The following is an 18,239-nucleotide window of genomic DNA, read 5'->3' as shown; positions in this document are numbered from 1 at the left end:
TGGAAATTCGCGTCCGGCCACCAGAAAGGTGAGTGAGGCCATGCTGACAAAATACACCGACAGTTTGAAAGAGTGGCGAGGCTGGAGCTCGCTGGCCAAGCAACAGACCGGCAAGAGCATTCTGACGCAGTTGCGTGAAATCCGCGCGCTGCGCAGCATGGGCGGCCAGTGCGGCATGTCGGACTACTACTGCTACAAACTCTACGACGACAGCTACCAGCTGGGGCGCGGCGCGCGTGACTTCCTGGGCTGGCGCCTGGAATCCAGCCTGGGGATGGCGCTCAATCCGCGCCACGCCGTACTGCCGGCGTGGGACAAGCTCGCGTTCACGGCGCTGGCCGGCGCCGCCGGCCTGCCCATCGTGCCGCTGCGCGCTTACTACCATCGCGCCGAGGTGGTTCCGGCGGCCCATGGCGAACATCTCAAGACGCCGAAGGAAGTCGGCGCCTTCCTGCGCGATCCCGCCAATTTCCCCCTGTTCGCCAAGCCGGCGTTCTCGCAGCAGGGCAAGGGCGCGGAATACCTGTCCGGCTATGACCGCGCCAGCGACGCGCTGCTCATCCTCGGCGGCGCCACCATCGCAGTCGATGAATTCCTGCGACGCCTGACGGTCAGCATCGACCCGCGCTACCACCGTCCGGAATGCGGCTTCGTTTTCCAGTCGCCGCTGGCGCCGGCTCCGGAAATCCGCGCCCTGACCAACTGGGCCGCCATCTGCGGTGTGCGCGTCATCTGCCTGAATGGACCGGAAGGCGCCAAGCCGGTCGCCGCGCTGTGGAAGATCGCCGTGCCGCCCAACCATGTGGACAATTTCAGCAAGGGCAAGTACGGCAACCTGCTGGCCAGCGTCAACCTGCACGACGGCAGCGTTACCCGCACGCTGACGGCCTTCTGGCCCAATACCGCCGTCCACCAGGCGCACCCGCTGACGGGCGCGCAGCTGGAGGGATTCAAGGTGCCGGGCTGGGACCAGGTGCTGGAAGCCTGCCGCCAGGGCGGCGCCACCTTCCCGCTGATGCGCATCCATCACTGGGATTTCGCCCTGACCGACAAGGGACCGGTGATACTGGAGCTGAACGACCTGGGGATGACCATCGGCCCGCAGATCCATGGGCGAGGTTTGCTGACCGAAGAAATGCGCGCCTTCCTGCGGCGCCACGCCAACCCTGCGGCGCACCCGTGGATCAAGGCGCTATGAGCCGCTTTTCACCTGTCAGCTTGCGGAATTGCCAACTGCGCCCAAAGCCGCGTAAAATGCGCCTAACGCGGGTGTAGCTCAATGGTAGAGCAGAAGCTTCCCAAGCTTACGACGAGGGTTCGATCCCCTTCACCCGCTCCAGTTACTCTCTAGGCCTCAAACGAACGGCGTGTACTCGTAGCCGTTTGCGATCAGACCCGCATTCAGGCCCTGGCTCTCGGGGCTTTCCGAAAATCCCAGCATCACTTGCGGCACCGTCACGCCGCGATTCAGCACGCTTAGCCAGAAGTCCACCGCGCCGGGTTCGGGTTCGCGCTCCAGCGTGTTCTGATACAGTTTGGTGATCAGCGTTACCCGGTCGGTGCTGGTGGTGGGGCCGTACAGGGCCACGAATTCCGGCGCCTGGGTGAAGCCGGTGGCGATCTGTTCCAGCGTGGCGCCGTTGTCCATGGCTTTCAGCCAGAAGCCTGCGCCCAGCTTGTCCGGCGCGCGATTGAAGGCGCTTTGGTACAGACGGAACAGCTGGCCCGCGCTGCCGGTAACGTCCAGCGCCAGGCCGGTATCGGAAAACTGGATGCGCTCCATGTTCGACAGCGTGTTGGCGTCGCCGCCGGCCGCCGCGCGCACCGTAAAGGCGCCGGCGGCACCGGTCACCGCGTAGGCGGCGCGGCTGCCGGCGAAGACCGCCGTGTCCACGCCCTCGCCGCCGTTGACGGCGTGGCCGTAGTCGTTCAGCACCACCGTGTCCCGGCCGCTGCCGGCGTTCACCGCCAGGTGCGCGCCGCCGCCGGTGATGCTGATGCGGTCATCGCCGCTGCCGGAGGCGATCAGCCAGTCGTTGCCGACGTTGGCGGGCAGGGTGACGCCGATCACGTCGTCGCCGGCGAAGTTGGCGGCATTGGCCAGCAGCTGCTGTTCGTTGGCGACGGTACTGCCGCTGACGGCCATCGACGCGCCGCTGATCAGGGCCGAGCTGCCATCGGTGTAGTACTGGGCGTAGGAGGTGAGCGTGCCGCTGACGGTGGCGCTGGCCGCGTTCTGGCTGATGGCGGTGGCGTCGCCGGCGAGGTTGAAGGCGCCGGTGATGCGGCCGCCCTGCTCGAACAGCTCCGTGGTGCGGCTCAGCGTGTCGATCACGCCGGAGAAATTATTGCCGTCGCTGACGATGGCGCCGTGCGCCTTGAGCACCGTGTTGCCGATGGTGCTGTCGTAACCGGCGGTGCCGCTGGTGATCAACTGCTGCAGCGTGAGCGTGCTGAAGGTGCCGCCCTTGGCGGTGATCAGATATTTGTCGGCGGCGGCCATGTAGCCGAAGTTCAGCTGGCCGTCGTAGACCAGGCGGTAGCTGCCCGATACGTGTTCTTCCAGCGAGCCGGCCGAGAAGCTGCCGTTGGCGGCGCCGGGCGCGGTGTTGACCAGGCCCGCGAAGGTCTGGAAGGTGCCGTCCGGGTAGTCCAGGTAGCCTTCCGGTCCCGCCAGCGATCCGCTGGCGTAGATGCTGTGCGTGGCGGTGAAGTTGTAGCCCGCCTTGATGAACTTCTCGACCTCGCCGGCCAGCGTGGCGGTGGGGTGCGCGGCGCGGTGGGCCTCCAGAGTGGTCAGTGCGGCCTGGCTGAAGTTAATGGTAACGGTAGTCATTGCGTATCTCTTTGATAAGGACAGCGATCATCGGGACAATTCCACGTCCAGCCATACAGCATACGCCAACTGCTTGCCTTGCCATAGTGCGCCGCCGCGCACCGCCGCGTCGCAGGATACGGACTGGCCTTCGATCTCCTCGCGCCGCTGGCGGTCGCGGAAGGCTTGCGCGTCTTTCTGCGACAGGTAGCCCGTCATGCGGCCCGCCACGAACACCGCCACCGGCTTGTCGTCGTAGGGATTGAGCGGGTCCACTGCCAGCACCGCCTGCAGGCGCGTGTCGGCGCCCTGGTCCCCATGCCGGCCCGCCAGTTCCCGCACCGTGGCGTGGTAGCGCGATTCGGCCACCACTTCGGTCAGCATGCGGCCGCCGTCGGACCAGTGCTTCACCGGCGCGGCAGGCTGCGCGGGCTCGTAGGCGCCGGCCTGTTTGGCGGCGGGCGCCGGCGGGGCGCGAAAGCCCTTTTTCAGCAGCAGATACATGGCAGCCAGGGACAGTGCCATGATGGCAAGAAGGAGTGCGTCGGTCATCGTCGGAGAGGCTAGTCGGTCAAAGCCGTATTATCGCAGGCCGGGCGCCGCCGGTGGTTGCCGCGGACCGGCTCACGTATAATGGCGGATCGTCCTTAGAATTCGTCCCTTACTCACATGTCTTCCGATACTCCAAACGATAACCCGGCCAACCCAGCACGCGCCATGCTTTACGACCCGACCGAACACCGCATCCGCAGCTTCGTCACGCGCGCCGGCCGCCTGTCCACTGCGCAGGCACGCGCGCTGGAGGAACTGGGTCCGAAATTCATGCTGCCTTACGTGAAGGCGCCGCTCGATTTCGAGCAGGCCTTCGGCCGCAAGGCGCCGGTGGTGCTGGAGATCGGCTTCGGCATGGGCGACACCACGTCGCACATCGCGCGCGGCATGCCGGAGAAGGATTTCATCGGCGTGGAAGTGCACACGCCCGGCGTGGGCAGCCTGCTCAAGCAGATCGGCGAGCAGGAGCTGACCAATCTGCGCCTGATCCAGCACGACGCGGTGGAAGTGTTGAACAACATGATCCCGGACGGCTCGCTGCACGGCGTGCACGTGTTCTTCCCGGACCCGTGGCACAAGGCGCGCCACAACAAGCGGCGCCTGATCCAGGGCCCGTTCGTCAAGCTGCTGACCGAGAAGCTGGCGCCGGGCGGCTACCTGCACTGCGCCACGGACTGGCAGGAATACGCCGAGCAGATGCTGGAAGTGCTGGGCGCCGAGCCCGGCCTGCAGAACACCGCCGAAGGCTACGCGCCGCAGCCGGCCTACCGCCCGCTCACCAAGTTCGAAAACCGCGGCCTGAAGCTGGGCCACGGCGTGTGGGATCTGGTGTTCACCAAGAAGTAAGCGCGCCAGGCGCCTCATAGACAACCTTCCCGCCCACCACGGTCTGCAGCACCCTGGTGTTGGCGATGTCCTCGGCCGGAACTTGCATGACGTTCCGGTCCAGGACGATCAGGTCGGCCAGCTTGCCGGCTTCCAGCGATCCCGTCTCCTTCTCCTGCCTCAAGGTGTACGCCGCGTTCATCGTGACGGCGCGCAGCACGGCCGCGCGCGGCATGCCGGGCGTGTCGCCCAGGCGTCCCGCGTATTCGGGGCCGGAGCCCGGCGCGGCGGTGCGCGTCACGCCCACCTTCAGGGCGAACCACATGTCCAGCGGATCCACCGGCCAGTCGCTGCCGTAGGCGATGCGCGCGCCCGCGTCCAGCAGCAGCGATTGCGGCTGCACGATGGCGTAGCGCTCCTTGCCCATGTATTCCTTCAGCGCCCCCACCGTGTCGGGCGCCGGCTTGGCCCACTGGAACGACAGCACCGCCGTGGCGTCCAGCTGTTTGAAGCGCGGGAAATCGGCCGGGTCCACGATCTCGTCGTGCGCCAGGGCGGGGCGCACGTCCTTGCCTTCCGGCGTGGCGCGCAGCGCCTGCAGCGCGTTCAGGGTGTCGCGCACGGCGCCGTCGCCGTCGGCGTGGATGTGCGGATCGATGCGGTCCCTGGCCAGCTTCGACAGCGTCGAATTCAGCAGCGCCGGCGCGAAGTAGCTGTCCGGCCCCTTGCTGGCGCCGGGCGCCCAATGCGGCTGCTGCGGCGTGCCCTGGTTCGTATAGTAAGGCGCGAGCATGGTGCCGGTGAGGGCGGGCGCGGCGATCACGCCGTCCATGAACAGCTTGGCGTGCCGCACCTGCATGGAGGGGGCGGTGCGCGTGGCGCCCTGGTCGAATTGTTTGGCGAGCCGGTGGATTTCCTTGAAAGCCTTGCCGGATATGGCGTCCTGCGGATCGACCAGCACCGCGAAGTGGGCGCGCGCGGTGAGCTTGCCCTGCTTTTGCAGCTGCGAGAAAGCGGTCAGCGTTTCGGGGTCGGTGTAGGCGTCGAGGAAGGTGGTGATGCCCTGCTTGCGCATGGCGTCCAGCGCGGCGGCGGAGGCGGCCAGGTTTTCCTTCGGCGTGAGCACGGGCATGAACTTGCTGACCATGTCCTGCGCCGCGTCCTCAAGGATGCCGGTGGCGTTGCCGGCGGCGTCGCGCGCGATCTTGCCGCCCTCGGGATCGGGCGTGCGGGCGGTGACGCCGGCCAGCTTCATGGCCTGCGAGTTGAGCAGCGCCGAGTGGCCGAAGGAAGAGCGCACCACCACCGGGCGGCTGGTCTTCAGGCTGTCCAGCGTGGCGCTGCTGACTTCCACGCCGTCCGGCAGCATGCCCTGCTGGAACCAGTTCACCACCTTCAGCCAGCGATGCGGGCTGGCGCTTTTCTCCTTGTCCAGGCAGGCCTGGATGCGCGCCTGGAACTGCGGCACCGTCAGCGGCTGGTAATCGAGGCTGCAGTTGAGCAGGCGCGAGCCGCCCGATTGCGGGTGCATATGGCCGTCCACCAGGCCGGGCATCAGCATGCGGCCTTGCAGGTCGATCACGCGGGTCCGGCCGCCGGTGTGGGCTTGCGCGCCGGCGTCGTCGCCCACATAGACGATGCGGCCGCCGCGCACGGCCAGCGCCTGCTGAACGCTGTCCTGCGCGTCCACCGTGTAGACGTAGCCGTTGCGGTAGACGGTATCGGCAGGGGAAGCATGGGCCGCCGCGCAGAGCAGTGACAGTGTAAAGGCCAATCCGGTACGGCGCATGCAGCTCTCCTTGGTTCAGTTATCTGGCGCGGGCCTCCGTGCGGCCCAGCGCCGGCCAGGATGGCATGAAGGCCAGCAGGTTGCCCGCCAGGACCAGCGCCAGGCCGCAGAAAGCCAGCGCGGTCCAGTGGTAGTCCTCGAATATGGTGGACGCGGTCAGCGCCACGATGGGGAATAATACTGTGGAATAGGCCGCGCGGTCAGGGCCGATGCGTCCCACCAGCATCAGGTAGGCGGTGAAGGCGATCACCGAGCCGGGGATGGCGAGGTACAGCAGCGAACCGGCGTAGCGCAGGCCCGGCTCCCATGTGAAGGGCTTGCCCAGCGCCAGTGCCCCCACGGTCAGGATGGAAGCGCCTATGGTCATGGCCCAGACGTTGGTCAGCCACGGCGCCATGCCGAGCGCCTGCATGCGGCTTGACAGCAGGTTGCCGGTCGAGAAGCACAAGGTGCCCAGCAGTGCCAAGCCCAGGCCGGCCAGCATGCCGCCGTCGCCCCAGTGGCCCTGCATCTGCGGCAGGAACAGCAGGGCGATGCCGCACAGGCCGAGCAGCGCGCCGCCCACCACTTGCGGGCGCAGCGCGCGGCCCAGGAACAGGCGGCCGTTCAGCGCGTTCCAGACCGGCGCGGTGGAAAACACCACCGCCACCAGGCCGCTCGGCACCCACTGGCTGGCATAGTAAAAGCACAGGAAATTACAGCAAAACAGCGCCACGCCCTGCGCCGCCAGGTAGGGCCAGGCCGCGCGCGGCGGCCACACCTTCTTGCGCATGGCGAACAGGATGAGCAGCAGCACCGCCGCCGCGATCCAGAAGCGGTAAGCGATGGACACGGGCGCGGGCACCACGCCGAGCTGGAATTTGATGGCGATCCAGGTGGTGCCCCAGATCAGGACGGTAAGCAGGTAGAGAAAAGCGTTCATGGCGCGGTCCGGTGAAGTACGAGCTTGCATCATGCTGCCCGCGCGCCGCCGCCGCTTGTCCCGGCTTGCGCAATTGTCTGCTTCCCAGAGCACAGCTCAGCCAAGCTGAGCCGCATTCGGGGTCAGACCCCGAATGCGGCTCAGGCTGCTTGTTGGAGTCGTCTGAGTGATGAGGGATTGTCTGATCTTGCGCAAATGCGGGCGGGGGCGGGGCGGACGTTGCTGGGGCGTGTTAGACTTTTTGCATGGCTACCTTCCCCCGTCCCGTGTTCGATACCGCCGCGCCGCCCGGCGCGGAGGCGATTTCGCATGCGGTGTTCAAGACTATGTCGAACACCGACGCCACGCTGGAGCGCTTCGCCTGGCTGGGCGACGGCCTGGCTGCCGCCATCTGGCAGCGCGAGACGGATGAGGAAGTGACCACTTACTCTCAGCCGGGGCACCATACTTTCTCGTGCTACCTGGGCGGCGGCTACCGCACCGAGCGCGGCGGCGCGGGCGTGGCGCCGGGGCAGTACGGGGCGCCGCGGCGCCTGTGCACCTTGCCGGACTGGCACGAGTCGCACTGGCTGGTGCGCGACAAGCTGCGCCTGCTGCACGTGTATTTCATGCCGCAGCATTTCACGCAGCGCGCCGTGGTGGAGCTGGACCGCGAGCCGCGCGAACTGACCCTGGCCGACCGCACCTATTTCGAGGACCCGCGCCTGGTGCAGCTGTGCGAGGCGCTGGTGGCTTCGCCCTGGCACGGCGCCGACGCGCTGCTGCGCGTGAACGAGATCACCCACGCCACCTTGAGCGAGCTGCTGAAGTCGCAGTCGATGATAGACCCGGGCGCGCGGCTGCGCGGCGGGCTGGCGCCGGTGGTGCGGCGCAGGCTGGCCGACTATATCGATGCGCACCTGGCCGAGGCCATCACGCTGGGCATGCTGGCGCAGGTGGCTTGCCTGTCCGAGTTCCACCTGGCGCGCATGTTCAAGGTGTCGTTCGGGATGCCGCCGTCGGCCTGGGTTGCTCAGCGCCGCCTGGACCGCGCGCGCAGCATGCTCAAGTCGAGTGATCTGCCCTTGCAGCAGGTGGCCGACGCCTGCGGCTACGCGGACCTGAGCCACTTCAGCCACCGCTTCCGCGCCGCCGTCGGCGCGCCGCCGGGACGCTACCGGCAGATCGTCGCCGCGTAGCGGCTACAGCATCTCGGCGATCAGCGCGACGATCTCGTCGCCGTAGGAGGCCAGCTTTTTCTCGCCCACGCCGCTGATGCCGCGCATGTCGTCCAGCGAGGTGGGCTGCGCCTTGGCGATCTCGCGCAAGGTGGCGTCGACGAAGATCACGTAGGCCGGCACGCTGTGCGCGCGCGCCGTCTCCACCCGCCACCAGCGCAGCTTGTCGAAGATGGCCTGCTCTTTGCCCGACAGCTCCGTCTCGGCGTAGCCCTTGGCCGCCGCCGCCGTCGAGCGTTTCTGCTTGACCGGCTTCTGGTACTGCCGCAGCTGCACCTTCTGCCCGCCCTTGAGCACCGGCCGCGCCGCGTCGGTCAGCTTGAGCGAGCTGTATTGTTCATGGTCCACCGTCACCAGCCCCAGCGCGATCAGCTGGCGCAGGATGGCGCGCCATTCCTGCTCGCTGCGGTCGGCGCCGATGCCGAACACCGACAGGGAGTCGTGGTGCCAGGTCTTGATGCGCTCCGTCTCCACGCCGCGCAGCACTTCGATCACGTGCCCGGCCGCGAAGCGCTGGTCGACCCGGTAGATGGCCGACAGCAGTTTTTGCGCCGGCACCGTGCCGTCGAAGCTGATCGGCGGGATCAAACAGGTGTCGCAGTTCCCGCACGGGATGGCCTGCTCGCCGAAATACTCCAGCAGCCGCACGCGCCGGCAGCTCAGCGTTTCGCACAGGCCCAGCATGGCGTCCAGCTTGGTGCCCAGCACGCGCTTGAAGGTTTCGTCGGCTTCGGATTCGTCGATCATGCGCCGCTGCAGCACCACGTCCTGCAGGCCGTAGGCCATCCAGGCGCTGGCGGGCATGCCGTCGCGGCCGGCGCGCCCGGTCTCCTGGTAGTAGCCCTCGATCGACTTGGGCAGGTCCAGGTGGCACACGAAGCGCACGTCCGGCTTGTCGATGCCCATGCCGAAGGCGATGGTGGCGCACATGACGATGTTGTCTTCGCGCAGGAAGCGGGCCTGGTTGGCGGCGCGCTTGGCGTGCTCCATGCCGGCGTGGTAGGCCATGGCGCGCACGCCGTTCTCGTTCAGGAACTCGGCCGTTTCCTCCACCTTCTTGCGCGACAGGCAGTAGACGATGCCGGAGTCGCCGCCGTGTTCGGCGGTGATGAAGTCCAGCAGCTGCTTGCGGCCGTTGGCCTTTTCGACGATCTGGTAGCGGATGTTGGGCCGGTCGAAGGAGGACACGAACTGCATCGCGTCTTCCAGCTGCAGGCGCTGCACGATCTCGGCGCGGGTCTGCTGGTCGGCCGTGGCCGTGAGGGCGATGCGCGGCACGTTGGGGAACTGCTCGTGCAGGATCGACAGCTTGATGTACTCGGGCCGGAAGTCGTGGCCCCATTGCGATACGCAGTGCGCCTCGTCGATGGCGAACAGCGCGATGTTCGAGGCCTGGAACAGGTCGAAGCAGCGCTGCGTCATCAGCCGTTCGGGCGCCACGTACACCAGGTCGATCTGGCCGGTGCGCACCAGGCGCTCGATGCGGCTGGCTTCCTCGTAGGTCTGGGTGGAGTTGAGGAAGGCGGCGCGCACGCCCACTTCGGCCAGCGCGTCGACCTGGTCCTGCATCAGGGCGATCAGCGGCGAGATCACCACGCCCACGCCGTCGCGCACCAGCGCCGGAATCTGGTAGCACAGCGACTTGCCGCCGCCGGTGGGCATCAGGACCAGCGCGTCGCCGCCGTTGCTGACATGGTCGACGATTTCTGCCTGCTGGCCGCGGAAGGCTGGATAGCCGAAAACGGTCTGGAGCAGATTGAGGGCGCGTTCGCTGGTGTCCTGATTGGTCATTTCTCTACTTTAATCGGCCCACACTACCAGGCCGGAATAATCGGTGGCGATTACCACCAGTCCGAATATGATGCGATACCACGCAAAAATTGTGAAGTCGTGCGAGCTGATATAGCGCAACAACCAGCGCACGCAGAGGAAGGCCGACACGAAGGCGGCCACCATGCCGACGCCGAACATCGGCAAGTCGGCCGCCGACAGCAGCGCGCGTTCCTTGTACAGCGAGTATACCGTGGCCGACAGCAGCAGGGGAATGGCGAGGAAGAAGGAAAATTCCGTGGCCGCCTTGCGCGACAGGCCGAACATCATGCCGCCGATGATGGTGGCGCCGGAACGGCTGGTGCCGGGGATCAGCGCGAACGCCTGGGCGCAGCCGACCTTGAGCGCGTCCAGCGCCGTCATGTCGTCCACCGACTGCACGCGCACCGTGGCCGGGTTGACCTTGGCGCGCTTTTCCACCCACAGGATGACGAAGCCGCCCACGATGAAGGCGGCCGCCACCGGCAGCGGCGAGAACAAGTGCGCCTTGATGGCCTTGTTGAACAGGAAGCCCAGGATGGCCGCCGGCAGGAAACCGATCACCAGGTTGGCGATGAAGCGCTGCGCCTTGGGCTCGCTGAACATGCCGCTCAGCACCGAGGCCAGGCGCACGCGGTATTCCCACATGACGGCGATGATGGCGCCGGTCTGGATCACGATCTCGAACACTTTCACTTTCTCGCCGACGAAATTGAGCAGGCTGCCGGCCAGGATCAGGTGGCCGGTGGAGGAGATCGGCAGGAATTCGGTGAAGCCTTCTACCAGGCCCATGATCAAGGCCTGCAACGCGAGTGTGATGTCCATATTTGTCGTAATAGCAAGTGATTGGGAAAAGGGCGTCGAAGCTTACCATGACCTGCCGCGTTCGCCCGCCCCCAATCGGGCGCGGCCCGCATTGTACCTTGCCGGTGATAAGCGGGGCTTATCACAGCCCGGGCAAAGTCGAATTGGATGTAAACGGGCGGCAATTCCATACTCCTGCCATCGATCAAGCAGGAGGACATCATGAAGACCATCAAGGAAACGGCGGCGCCGAAGGGGCTCATTGCGCTGCTGGCGCTGGTGTGCGGCGTCTCCATCGCCAGCGGCTACTACGCGCAGCCGCTGCTGGGCGATATCGGCCGCGCGCTGGGCGTGTCCGAAGCCTACGCGGGCGCGCTGCCCATGTTCACCCAGATCGGCATCGCCGTCGGCGCGCTGCTGTTTCTGCCCCTGGGCGACATTGTCAATGACCGCAAGCTGATACTCGCTATGGCCGCCGCGCACGTCGCCGCGCTGGCGCTGGTGGCGCTGGCGCCGTCCGCGCCGGCGCTCACCTGGGCCAGCGCACTGATGGGCGTCACCACCATCACGCCCTATCTGCTGCCGGCCTACGCCGCCAAGATCGTGCCGCCGGCGCAGCGCGGCCACGTCACCGGCCTGCTGGCGCGCGGCATTTTCGCCGGCATCCTGCTGGCGCGCACCGCCAGCGGCTATATCGGCCACTACACGGACTGGCGCACGGTGTACTGGATCGCCGCCGCGCTGATGCTGGCCATGACGGCGCTGCTGGCCTGGCGCCTGCCGCCCACCGTGCCGCGCAGCGATTTGAGCTACCCGCGCCTGCTGGCTTCCATCTGGACCGTGTTCCGCCGGCAGCCGGTGGTGCGCTACGCCGCCGCGCGCCAGGGCTTGATGTTCGGCGCCTTCAACGCGTTCTGGATCAGCCTGGTGTTCTACCTGGAGACGCCGCGCTTCCACATGGGCAGCGAGGTGGCCGGCCTGTTCGGCGCGATCGGCGCGGCCGGCGCCTTCGCCGCGCCGCTGTTCGGCAAGGTGGCGGACCGGCGCGGCCCGGTGGTCGCGGTGCGCCTGGGCACCGGCGCGGCGCTGCTGTCGTGGGTGGTGATGGGGCTGTTCGGCCAGCACCTGGCCGGGCTGGTGGTGGGCGTGCTGCTGCTGGACCTGGGCGTGACGGCCTCGCACGTGTCCAACCAGACCATGATCTACCACCTGGGGCAGGACATACGCGGCCGCGTCAGCACCATCTACATCCTCGGCATCTTCATCGGCGCGGCGCTGATGTCTGGGCTCACGGCCTGGGTGTGGAGCGCGTGGGCCTGGCACGGCGTGTGCGCGCTGGGCCTGGCCGCGACCGGGCTGGCGGTGGCGGTCAGCTTCGCCCAGAAGGATCAGCCAGATCAAACTGGGCCCGGCGCGCTTCAGCCGCAACCAGTTCCATGAATTCCAGGATCAGCGGGTTGTCCTCGCCGCTGCGCGAGAACAGCTGCACCTGCAGCGGCCCCATGCCCGCCACCGGGCGCACCACCAGGCCGGCCGGCGGCGCCGAGAACACATAGGTGGCGCCCACCATGGCGCCCATGCCCTGGCTCACCAGCGACATGCCCATCTGCGGCTGCGAGGTTTCGTAGACGAAGTTGGGCGTGAAGCCGCGCGCGCGGCAGCTGTCCACCATGCGGTCGTACAGGTCCGCGTTCACGCGGCGCTCGAACATGATCAGGCGCTGGTTGCGCAGCTCGTCCACGGTGATGGCGGCGCGCGCGGCCAGCGGGTCGTCGCCGCGCAGCAGCAGGGCCCAGCCGGCATCGAAGATGGGCCGGGCGCGCAGGCTGCCGTCGGCCGGCAGCGGCCCCACCGGCACGCCGAAGCCCACGTCGATGGTGCGCTTGTGCAACGCGTCCATCTGCAGCGCCGAGTGCATTTCGTGGCGCAGGATGCGCACGTTGGGGTACAGCGCCTGCAGCCGTATCAGCGCGGGCGGGATGAAGGCCAGGTTGGTGTATTCCACCAGGCCTATGGACACGGCGCAGCTGCGGTACTGGCCCGCCTCGCGCGTGAGGCGCAGCGCGCGCTCCATCTGGCCGAACATGGCGTCGAGTTCATCGCGCAGCACCGCGCCGGCCGGCGTCAGCTCCACGCCGCGCCGGTCGCGCCGCAGCAGTTCCACGCCCACGGTTTGCTCCAGCTTGGCGATCTGCTGGCTCAGCGCGGGTTGCGTCACGAAAGCCAGTTCCGCCGCGCGCCGGAAATGCAGTTCCTTTGCCACGATGGAAAAATAGCGCAGCTGCCGAAGTTCGATTCCTCTCATACGTCCTCACTTACAACCTTTAGTGGTTTCTGTTTTACCATGCATGATATAGATACGATGAATCGGCCGCGCTATAGTGGCCCGGACTGTCAAGGAGGAGTTGCATGGAATACGTGAATCTCGGCCGCACCGGCCTCAAAGTATCGCGCCTGGCGCTCGGCTGCATGACCTACGGCGTGCCGGACCGCGGCGGCCATGAATGGACGCTGGACGAAGAGCAGAGCCGCCCCGTGATCCGCCACGCACTGGAAGCCGGCATCAACTTCTTCGACACCGCCAACTCCTATTCGGACGGCACCAGCGAGGAAATCGTCGGCCGCGCGCTGCGCGACTTCGCCCGCCGCGACGAGGTGGTGATCGCCACCAAGGCCTACTTCCCGCAGGGGAAGGGGCCGAACCAGCGCGGCCTGTCGCGCAAGGCCCTGATGGCTGAAATCGACAACAGCCTGCGCCGCCTCGGCACCGACTACGTGGACCTGTACCAGATCCACCGCTGGGACTACAGCACGCCGATCGAGGAAACGCTGGAAGCGCTGCACGACATCGTCAAGGCCGGCAAGGCGCGCTACATCGGCGCCTCGTCGATGTACGCCTGGCAGTTCGCCAAGGCGCTGTACACCGCCGACCGCCACGGCTGGACGCGCTTCGTCTCCATGCAGAACCAGCTCAACCTGATCAACCGCGAGGAAGAGCGCGAAATGCTGCCGCTGTGCGCGGCCGAAGGCATCGGCGTGATCCCGTGGAGCCCGATGGCGCGCGGCCGTCTCACGCGCGACTGGGCCGAAGCCAGCAAGCGCTCCGACACCGACCTGATCGCCAAGGAAATGTACACCGCCACCGAAGCGTCGGACCGGCTGGTGGCCGAGCGCGTCAAGCAGGTGGCCGAGGCGCGCGGCATCCCGCGCGCGCAGGTGGCGCTGGCGTGGGTGCTGCAGAAGTCCGTGGTCACCGCGCCCATCATCGGCGCCGCCAAGTTCGCGCACGTGGACGAAGCGGTGCAGGCGCTGTCGGTGCGGCTGACCCGGGAAGAGCTGGCGCTGCTCGAATCGGCCTACGTGCCGCACCCGGTGGCCGGCTTCAGCTGACGCACCACGCCTTGAACCGGCGCGCAAGGAGGAAGCAATGCGTAAAGTTTCATCCAAGGCAATCGTCCGTCGGCCGCTGGGCGTAGGGCATGCTGTATTTTTCTGGAGAGTTTCGTTAGTGCCGATACTGGCCGGCATGGCATTTCTTGTATGGGCTTATCCGGTGGCGACGGTATCGGTACTGGCAGCGCTCGCGCTGGCAACGAAGTATGAACTGGTGCAGAGAGAGCGGAAGGCAAAAAGCGGCCTGGCAATGCTGGCCGGCCGGCGGCCAGGGGGCTCGATTTGCCATTTCGCGCGCGAATTCGATTGCCGTGCAGTCGATACCTGGATTGTTCGCGCTGTCTATGAAACGCTGCAGGATGAGCTCGAGCCGTACCATGCGGCCTTCCCGCTGTGTGCCGGCGACCGGCTCGTCGAAGATCTCGGCATTGATCCTGAAGACCTGGATCTTGGCGTGGTGCCCAGCATTGCGGAGCGCTCGGTGCGGACACTGGACAATTTAGACCGGAACCCGCTGTATGGCCACGTTGTCACGGTCGGGGACCTGGTGCGCTTCTTCCAGGCGCAGCCCCGGGCCGAGGTGCCCAATGCACCCCTGTGTACGCCAGCGAACGGATAGCGGCGCGGCAGGCGCGTAAGGTGGTAGCTCCAGCCATCAAGGAGATTGCCATGAGTAAGCACAGCAACGATCCACGCGAACAGCAGCAGCGCGAGGCGCAGCAAGCGCAGCAGGAAGCGGCGAAAAACCAGCAGCGCGCCGAGGAAGCCGAAGTGGCGGGCCGCCACAAGAACGACGGCCAGAAGGACCACAAAGGCGCCGACAAGGGGCCACGCGGCCAGTAGTCCTCAGGGCGCAGTAGCGCGCTCCAGGTCCGCCAGCCACACCATGGCGTGCTCGCGGCTGCCGCCGCACATATCGGCGGCAGGCTGCAGGCCGGCGCAGAAGGCGGGGCGCCCCGGATGGCCGAAGATCATGCAACGCATGTCGTCGGCCAGCTGGATGCAGCGCACGCCGGCCGGCTTACCGTCGGGCATGCCGGGGATGGGCGACGTGATGGAGGGGGCGGTGCAGCAGGCACCGCATCCGGGGCGGCACTGCACTGCGGTTTCTACTGTTGTCATGAGTACATTGTTGCGTTGCTGATGCGTTGCTGTTGCGCCGCCTGTGCGCATGCAAGGCCGACAGTATACTCCTGTCGCGCCGTGTCAGAGCAACGAAGCCAGCGCCGTGTCCAGCCCCACCTTGCCGGTGCGTGCTTCGGCCGCGCCGCCTTCGAACGCGATCCAGCCTTCATTGAAGCCGTCCAGCATCCGCATGCGCGGCTCGGGATGAAGCATGCCCTGCGCGGCGAACAGGCCGGGCCACTCGGCGCGCGGTACGATGTCCGCGCGCACCGGCCGGCCAAGCAAGCGCGCAAATCCGGCCGCCACGTCGTCGGGCGAGTAGCGCTGCGCCGCCTCCAGCTCCACCACGCGGCGGCCCTGCCAGTCCTGCTGCATCAGCTCCGCCGCCGCCCGGCCGACGTCGGCGCAGGCGATCATCGGCACCTTGCGCTCCGCCGGCTGCAGATAGCTGGCGATGGCGCCGCCGCGCGCCGCCTCCACGTCCCACGCGTAATTCTCGATGAACCAGGCGGCGCGCAGGAACGCCACCGGCATCGGCAATTGGCTGAACTGCTGCTCCATCAAGCCCAGTTGGTTGAGCAGGTTGGGCTGCTGCGCCTGCGCGCCGATGGTGGACAGCGCCACGACCTTGCGCGGCCGGGCCACTTCCAGCGCGCCGCGCAGCGCCGCGATCTGCGCGCGCGCTTCGCTGAACCCCGGCGAGGGATCGAAGGTGGGCGGCAGCAGCACAAACACGCATTCGGCGCCCATGAAGGCGTCGCGCAGGGCATGGGCGTCGTCCATGCCTGCCAGCGCCACTTCGCAGCCTTGTTCGCGCCAGGCGGCGCCCCTGGCCGCGTCGCGCACCACGCCGCGCACTTCCTGGCCTGCCGCCAGCAGCGTCCGCGCCACCACGCCGCCCACTTTTCCTGTCATTCCCGTCACTACATGCATGCTGTTCTCCCGAAGTTGGCGGCGCTACGCCGCATGGGATGAATTTTCCGCCGGCGAGGCCGGCAATGCGATAGCATGGATGGCACTTCATTCATGACGGAGAATCACGAATGTCCCTGGACGAGAAAGTAGTGAACGGATTGCGCGTGCTGGCGGCGATCGTCAACGGCGGCAGTTTCGCGCGCGCGGCGGAAGCACTGGACATGTCGCCGTCGGGCGTCAGCAGGTCGGTGGCACGGCTGGAGCAACGGCTGGGCATCAGGCTGTTCGAACGCACCACGCGCAAGGTGGCGCTGAGCGAAGAGGGGCGCAGCTTCTACCAGCGCGTGGCCCCGCTGATGGATGGGCTGGAGGAAGCCACCGCCAGTGCAGCCGAGGGCACGGTGGCGGTGCGCGGCCGCCTGCGCGTCAACGTCGATCCGTACTTTTCGCGCCTGGTGCTGGGGCCGCAGCTGGGCGTGTTCCTCAACGCCCACCCTGAGCTGGCGCTGGAACTGGTGAACCGCGACCAGCTGGGCGACCTGGTGGCGGACGGCTTCGACCTGGCGGTGCGTTTCGGCTTCCCGCGCTCATCGAGCCTGGTGGCGCGCAAGCTGCTGGAGTCGCGCATCATCACGGTGGCCGCGCCGTCCTACCTGAAGAAGCACGGCCGGCCGTTGTCGCCGCGCGAGCTGGGACAGGGCGGGCATGTCTGTATCCTGTTCCGCGACGCGCAAAGCGGCCGGCCCTTTTCATGGGAGTTCCACAAGGGCCGCAAGAAGCTGGAGCTGCATCCGCCCGGCCAGCTCACCGTGAACGACGCGGGCAGCCTGCACAGCGTGTGCCTGGCCGGCTATGGCATCGCGCAGATGATGGCGCTGGGCGCGGAGCAGATGCTGGCCGACGGCCGCCTGGTGGACCTGTTCCCGGATTGGCCGGACGAGCGCTTTCCACTGTACGCCCTGTCTCCGTCGCGCCAGCATGTGCCTGCTAAAACGACGGCCTTCCTGGCCTTCGTCGCTTCGCTCAGCAAAGGCTGAGCCTCAGCCCGGCGCGCGTGCCTGCTCGACGCGGCGCCACAGTTTGCGCAGTTTGCCGCCGCCCTGCGTGGCGGAGGCCAGGTAGCCGCGTGTGAAGGCGGCGCTGCCGTCCAGCCGCGCTTCGCCGTGCTGCAGTTTTTTCAGCAGGCCGTCCGCCACGGCGGTGTCGTTCAGCCAGCCCAGTTCATCCTGCAGCCTGGACAAGTTCTCGATATAAGGCCGCAGCTGCCGTTTCGGGTACAGCGACTGGAAAAAACCGGCCGTGTAGCGCGCGCGCTTGGCGGCAATGCGCACCCGGTGGCGCGCCTTGCTCCCGGCGCCCTTCAGCTTGCGGCCGCGCCGGAGCAGGCGCTGGTGGTGCTGTTCCAGCGCCGCGCCGGCAAAATCGAGCGCGGACTGGGCCAGCGCCTTGCGCTGGCGCGCGGTGCAGTGGCCGCGCCAGCCCGCGTCGTGCAGCCAGCTGCCCAGGTTGCGCATCAGCTCCGCGTAGCGCTCCGTGCTGACTGCGTCCGCCGCCGCCGCGCGCAGGTCGTTGGCGCGGGTTTCGGCCGCCAGCCGCACCAGCACCAGTTCCATGTCGTCCGGCAGGTCCTCGGCCACGCGCGGCAGCGTGGACGAGGCCAGCACGTCCCAGTCGCGCGCCGCGCCCAGCTGTTCGCCCAGCCAGCGCAGGTCGGCGCGCAGCGTTGCGGGCAGTTCCAGCAGCGGCGCATACAGATCCAGCGCCGAGCGCAGGCGGCGCAAGCCCACGCGCATCTGGTGCAGCGCTTCGGGCGCGTTGCCGCGCGCGACGGCGGCTTGGTTGGCGGCGATCTGCTCGCGGCAATTGGCGGCGATGCGGCGGAAGGCCTGCTCCGCGCTGAGCCGCCTGCCGAGCGTGAGCGGGGCGGCGCGGACGGCGGCGGTGTCGGGCTCCGCGCGGTGCACTTCGGCGGTGGTGGGCTTTTCCGCCAGTTCGAGATGGGCATTCATGGCGTTCCTCCTGGTGCAGAGCCCCCACCTTAGCATTTCAAGCCTGCCGGCCGCGCTAGCTTGC

18 protein-coding genes and 1 tRNA gene are annotated in these 18,239 nt (G+C 67.4%); 9 read left to right on the top strand and 10 right to left on the bottom strand.

Going from position 1 to position 18,239, the window contains the following annotated elements; genetic code table 11:
• The first annotated feature begins 40 nt into the window (after positions 1-40).
• On the top strand, positions 41-1,198 hold the full coding sequence (locus AC56DV_RS07455) for a sugar-transfer associated ATP-grasp domain-containing protein (RefSeq protein ID WP_496313652.1): 1,158 nt from the start codon (positions 41-43) through the stop codon (positions 1,196-1,198).
• Between the two features lie 67 nt (positions 1,199-1,265).
• A tRNA-Gly gene (locus AC56DV_RS07450) sits at positions 1,266-1,339 on the top strand.
• Between the two features lie 15 nt (positions 1,340-1,354).
• Here the strand turns inward: AC56DV_RS07450 and AC56DV_RS07445 are convergent.
• Complete coding sequence (locus AC56DV_RS07445) at positions 1,355-2,836, bottom strand: DUF4214 domain-containing protein (RefSeq protein ID WP_496313651.1); 1,482 nt, start codon at positions 2,834-2,836, stop codon at positions 1,355-1,357.
• A 27-nt stretch (positions 2,837-2,863) separates the two neighbouring features.
• On the bottom strand, positions 2,864-3,367 hold the full coding sequence (locus AC56DV_RS07440) for a hypothetical protein (protein ID WP_496313650.1): 504 nt from the start codon (positions 3,365-3,367) through the stop codon (positions 2,864-2,866).
• Between the two features lie 165 nt (positions 3,368-3,532).
• On the opposite strand from AC56DV_RS07440, the gene trmB reads away from it, so the two are divergent.
• Positions 3,533-4,213 carry a tRNA (guanosine(46)-N7)-methyltransferase TrmB gene (gene trmB, locus AC56DV_RS07435; RefSeq protein ID WP_496313649.1) on the top strand — a complete coding sequence of 227 codons (681 nt, stop codon included), beginning with the start codon at positions 3,533-3,535 and terminating at the stop codon, positions 4,211-4,213.
• Here the strand turns inward: trmB and AC56DV_RS07430 are convergent.
• Both AC56DV_RS07430 and AC56DV_RS07425 read right to left on the bottom strand, forming a co-directional pair.
• Positions 4,200-5,981, bottom strand: a complete 1,782-nt coding sequence (locus AC56DV_RS07430; protein ID WP_496313648.1) for an amidohydrolase — start codon at positions 5,979-5,981, stop codon at positions 4,200-4,202. The genes trmB and AC56DV_RS07430 overlap by 14 nt on opposite strands.
• Positions 5,982-6,000: 19 nt before the next feature.
• Positions 6,001-6,903: a DMT family transporter gene (locus AC56DV_RS07425; RefSeq protein WP_496313647.1), complete on the bottom strand. Its 903-nt coding sequence runs from the start codon at positions 6,901-6,903 to the stop codon at positions 6,001-6,003.
• Between the two features lie 245 nt (positions 6,904-7,148).
• Between AC56DV_RS07425 and AC56DV_RS07420 the strand changes: the two genes are divergently transcribed.
• The gene (locus tag AC56DV_RS07420) at positions 7,149-8,081 is read left to right on the top strand and encodes a helix-turn-helix domain-containing protein (protein ID WP_496313646.1); all 933 of its coding nucleotides are present in this window, start codon (positions 7,149-7,151) and stop codon (positions 8,079-8,081) included.
• A gap of 3 nt (positions 8,082-8,084) precedes the next feature.
• Here the strand turns inward: AC56DV_RS07420 and recQ are convergent, their stop codons facing one another.
• Both recQ and AC56DV_RS07410 read right to left on the bottom strand, forming a co-directional pair.
• Positions 8,085-9,911 (bottom strand): DNA helicase RecQ, encoded by a 1,827-nt coding sequence (gene recQ, locus AC56DV_RS07415; RefSeq protein WP_496313645.1) that lies wholly within the window; start codon positions 9,909-9,911, stop codon positions 8,085-8,087.
• A gap of 9 nt (positions 9,912-9,920) precedes the next feature.
• The gene (locus tag AC56DV_RS07410; protein WP_496313644.1) at positions 9,921-10,754 is read right to left on the bottom strand and encodes an undecaprenyl-diphosphate phosphatase; all 834 of its coding nucleotides are present in this window, start codon (positions 10,752-10,754) and stop codon (positions 9,921-9,923) included.
• 201 nt (positions 10,755-10,955) lie between these two features.
• On the opposite strand from AC56DV_RS07410, the gene AC56DV_RS07405 reads away from it, so the two are divergent.
• Entirely contained in the window at positions 10,956-12,173 is a 1,218-nt protein-coding gene (locus AC56DV_RS07405; RefSeq protein ID WP_496313643.1) for an MFS transporter, read from the top strand.
• Here the strand turns inward: AC56DV_RS07405 and AC56DV_RS07400 are convergent.
• Positions 12,103-13,038, bottom strand: coding sequence for a LysR substrate-binding domain-containing protein (locus tag AC56DV_RS07400; RefSeq protein WP_496313642.1), 936 nt, complete (start codon positions 13,036-13,038; stop codon positions 12,103-12,105). The genes AC56DV_RS07405 and AC56DV_RS07400 overlap by 71 nt on opposite strands.
• Before the next feature lie 104 nt (positions 13,039-13,142).
• On the opposite strand from AC56DV_RS07400, the gene AC56DV_RS07395 reads away from it, so the two are divergent.
• The 3 genes from AC56DV_RS07395 to AC56DV_RS07385 are packed head-to-tail and all read left to right on the top strand — an operon-like array spanning position 13,143 to position 14,969.
• Positions 13,143-14,123 carry an aldo/keto reductase gene (locus AC56DV_RS07395; RefSeq protein ID WP_496313641.1) on the top strand — a complete coding sequence of 327 codons (981 nt, stop codon included), beginning with the start codon at positions 13,143-13,145 and terminating at the stop codon, positions 14,121-14,123.
• 37 nt (positions 14,124-14,160) lie between these two features.
• Positions 14,161-14,745, top strand: coding sequence for a hypothetical protein (locus AC56DV_RS07390; protein WP_496313640.1), 585 nt, complete (start codon positions 14,161-14,163; stop codon positions 14,743-14,745).
• Positions 14,746-14,795: 50 nt separating this feature from the next.
• Positions 14,796-14,969: a hypothetical protein gene (locus AC56DV_RS07385; RefSeq protein WP_161070942.1), complete on the top strand. Its 174-nt coding sequence runs from the start codon at positions 14,796-14,798 to the stop codon at positions 14,967-14,969.
• Between the two features lie 3 nt (positions 14,970-14,972).
• Here the strand turns inward: AC56DV_RS07385 and AC56DV_RS07380 are convergent, their stop codons facing one another.
• Together AC56DV_RS07380 and AC56DV_RS07375 are read right to left on the bottom strand one after the other, a co-directional pair.
• Complete coding sequence (locus tag AC56DV_RS07380) at positions 14,973-15,248, bottom strand: YkgJ family cysteine cluster protein (RefSeq protein WP_496313639.1); 276 nt, start codon at positions 15,246-15,248, stop codon at positions 14,973-14,975.
• An 84-nt stretch (positions 15,249-15,332) separates the two neighbouring features.
• On the bottom strand, positions 15,333-16,184 hold the full coding sequence (locus AC56DV_RS07375) for an NmrA family NAD(P)-binding protein (protein ID WP_496313638.1): 852 nt from the start codon (positions 16,182-16,184) through the stop codon (positions 15,333-15,335).
• 110 nt (positions 16,185-16,294) lie between these two features.
• Between AC56DV_RS07375 and AC56DV_RS07370 the strand changes: the two genes are divergently transcribed.
• Positions 16,295-17,203, top strand: a complete 909-nt coding sequence (locus tag AC56DV_RS07370) for a LysR family transcriptional regulator (protein WP_496313637.1) — start codon at positions 16,295-16,297, stop codon at positions 17,201-17,203.
• A gap of 3 nt (positions 17,204-17,206) precedes the next feature.
• On the opposite strand, the gene AC56DV_RS07365 is transcribed toward AC56DV_RS07370, so the two are convergent.
• A complete protein-coding gene (locus AC56DV_RS07365; protein WP_496313636.1) occupies positions 17,207-18,175 on the bottom strand; it encodes a CHAD domain-containing protein in 969 nt (322 codons plus the stop codon).
• Between the last annotated feature and the right edge of the window lie 64 nt (positions 18,176-18,239).

The sequence above is a fragment of the Massilia sp. BGA-UO-ETr-WB1 genome, assembly GCF_059567845.1.
Note: the sequence above shows the minus strand (reverse complement) of the source record. Positions and strands in the feature narration are given on the sequence as shown.

Excerpts from the sequence above, each read along its gene's own strand:
- AC56DV_RS07455 (WP_496313652.1), top strand. The coding sequence starts at position 41 with ATGCTGACAAAATACACCGACAGTTTGAAAGAGTGGCGAGGCTGGAGC.
- AC56DV_RS07445 (WP_496313651.1), bottom strand. The coding sequence starts at position 2,836 with ATGACTACCGTTACCATTAACTTCAGCCAGGCCGCACTGACCACTCTG.
- AC56DV_RS07440 (WP_496313650.1), bottom strand. The coding sequence starts at position 3,367 with ATGACCGACGCACTCCTTCTTGCCATCATGGCACTGTCCCTGGCTGCC.
- trmB (WP_496313649.1), top strand. The coding sequence starts at position 3,533 with ATGCTTTACGACCCGACCGAACACCGCATCCGCAGCTTCGTCACGCGC.
- AC56DV_RS07430 (WP_496313648.1), bottom strand. The coding sequence starts at position 5,981 with ATGCGCCGTACCGGATTGGCCTTTACACTGTCACTGCTCTGCGCGGCG.
- AC56DV_RS07425 (WP_496313647.1), bottom strand. The coding sequence starts at position 6,903 with ATGAACGCTTTTCTCTACCTGCTTACCGTCCTGATCTGGGGCACCACC.
- AC56DV_RS07420 (WP_496313646.1), top strand. The coding sequence starts at position 7,149 with ATGGCTACCTTCCCCCGTCCCGTGTTCGATACCGCCGCGCCGCCCGGC.
- recQ (WP_496313645.1), bottom strand. The coding sequence starts at position 9,911 with ATGACCAATCAGGACACCAGCGAACGCGCCCTCAATCTGCTCCAGACC.
- AC56DV_RS07410 (WP_496313644.1), bottom strand. The coding sequence starts at position 10,754 with ATGGACATCACACTCGCGTTGCAGGCCTTGATCATGGGCCTGGTAGAA.
- AC56DV_RS07405 (WP_496313643.1), top strand. The coding sequence starts at position 10,956 with ATGAAGACCATCAAGGAAACGGCGGCGCCGAAGGGGCTCATTGCGCTG.
- AC56DV_RS07400 (WP_496313642.1), bottom strand. The coding sequence starts at position 13,038 with ATGAGAGGAATCGAACTTCGGCAGCTGCGCTATTTTTCCATCGTGGCA.
- AC56DV_RS07395 (WP_496313641.1), top strand. The coding sequence starts at position 13,143 with ATGGAATACGTGAATCTCGGCCGCACCGGCCTCAAAGTATCGCGCCTG.
- AC56DV_RS07390 (WP_496313640.1), top strand. The coding sequence starts at position 14,161 with ATGCGTAAAGTTTCATCCAAGGCAATCGTCCGTCGGCCGCTGGGCGTA.
- AC56DV_RS07385 (WP_161070942.1), top strand. The coding sequence starts at position 14,796 with ATGAGTAAGCACAGCAACGATCCACGCGAACAGCAGCAGCGCGAGGCG.
- AC56DV_RS07380 (WP_496313639.1), bottom strand. The coding sequence starts at position 15,248 with ATGACAACAGTAGAAACCGCAGTGCAGTGCCGCCCCGGATGCGGTGCC.
- AC56DV_RS07375 (WP_496313638.1), bottom strand. The coding sequence starts at position 16,184 with ATGCATGTAGTGACGGGAATGACAGGAAAAGTGGGCGGCGTGGTGGCG.
- AC56DV_RS07370 (WP_496313637.1), top strand. The coding sequence starts at position 16,295 with ATGTCCCTGGACGAGAAAGTAGTGAACGGATTGCGCGTGCTGGCGGCG.
- AC56DV_RS07365 (WP_496313636.1), bottom strand. The coding sequence starts at position 18,175 with ATGAATGCCCATCTCGAACTGGCGGAAAAGCCCACCACCGCCGAAGTG.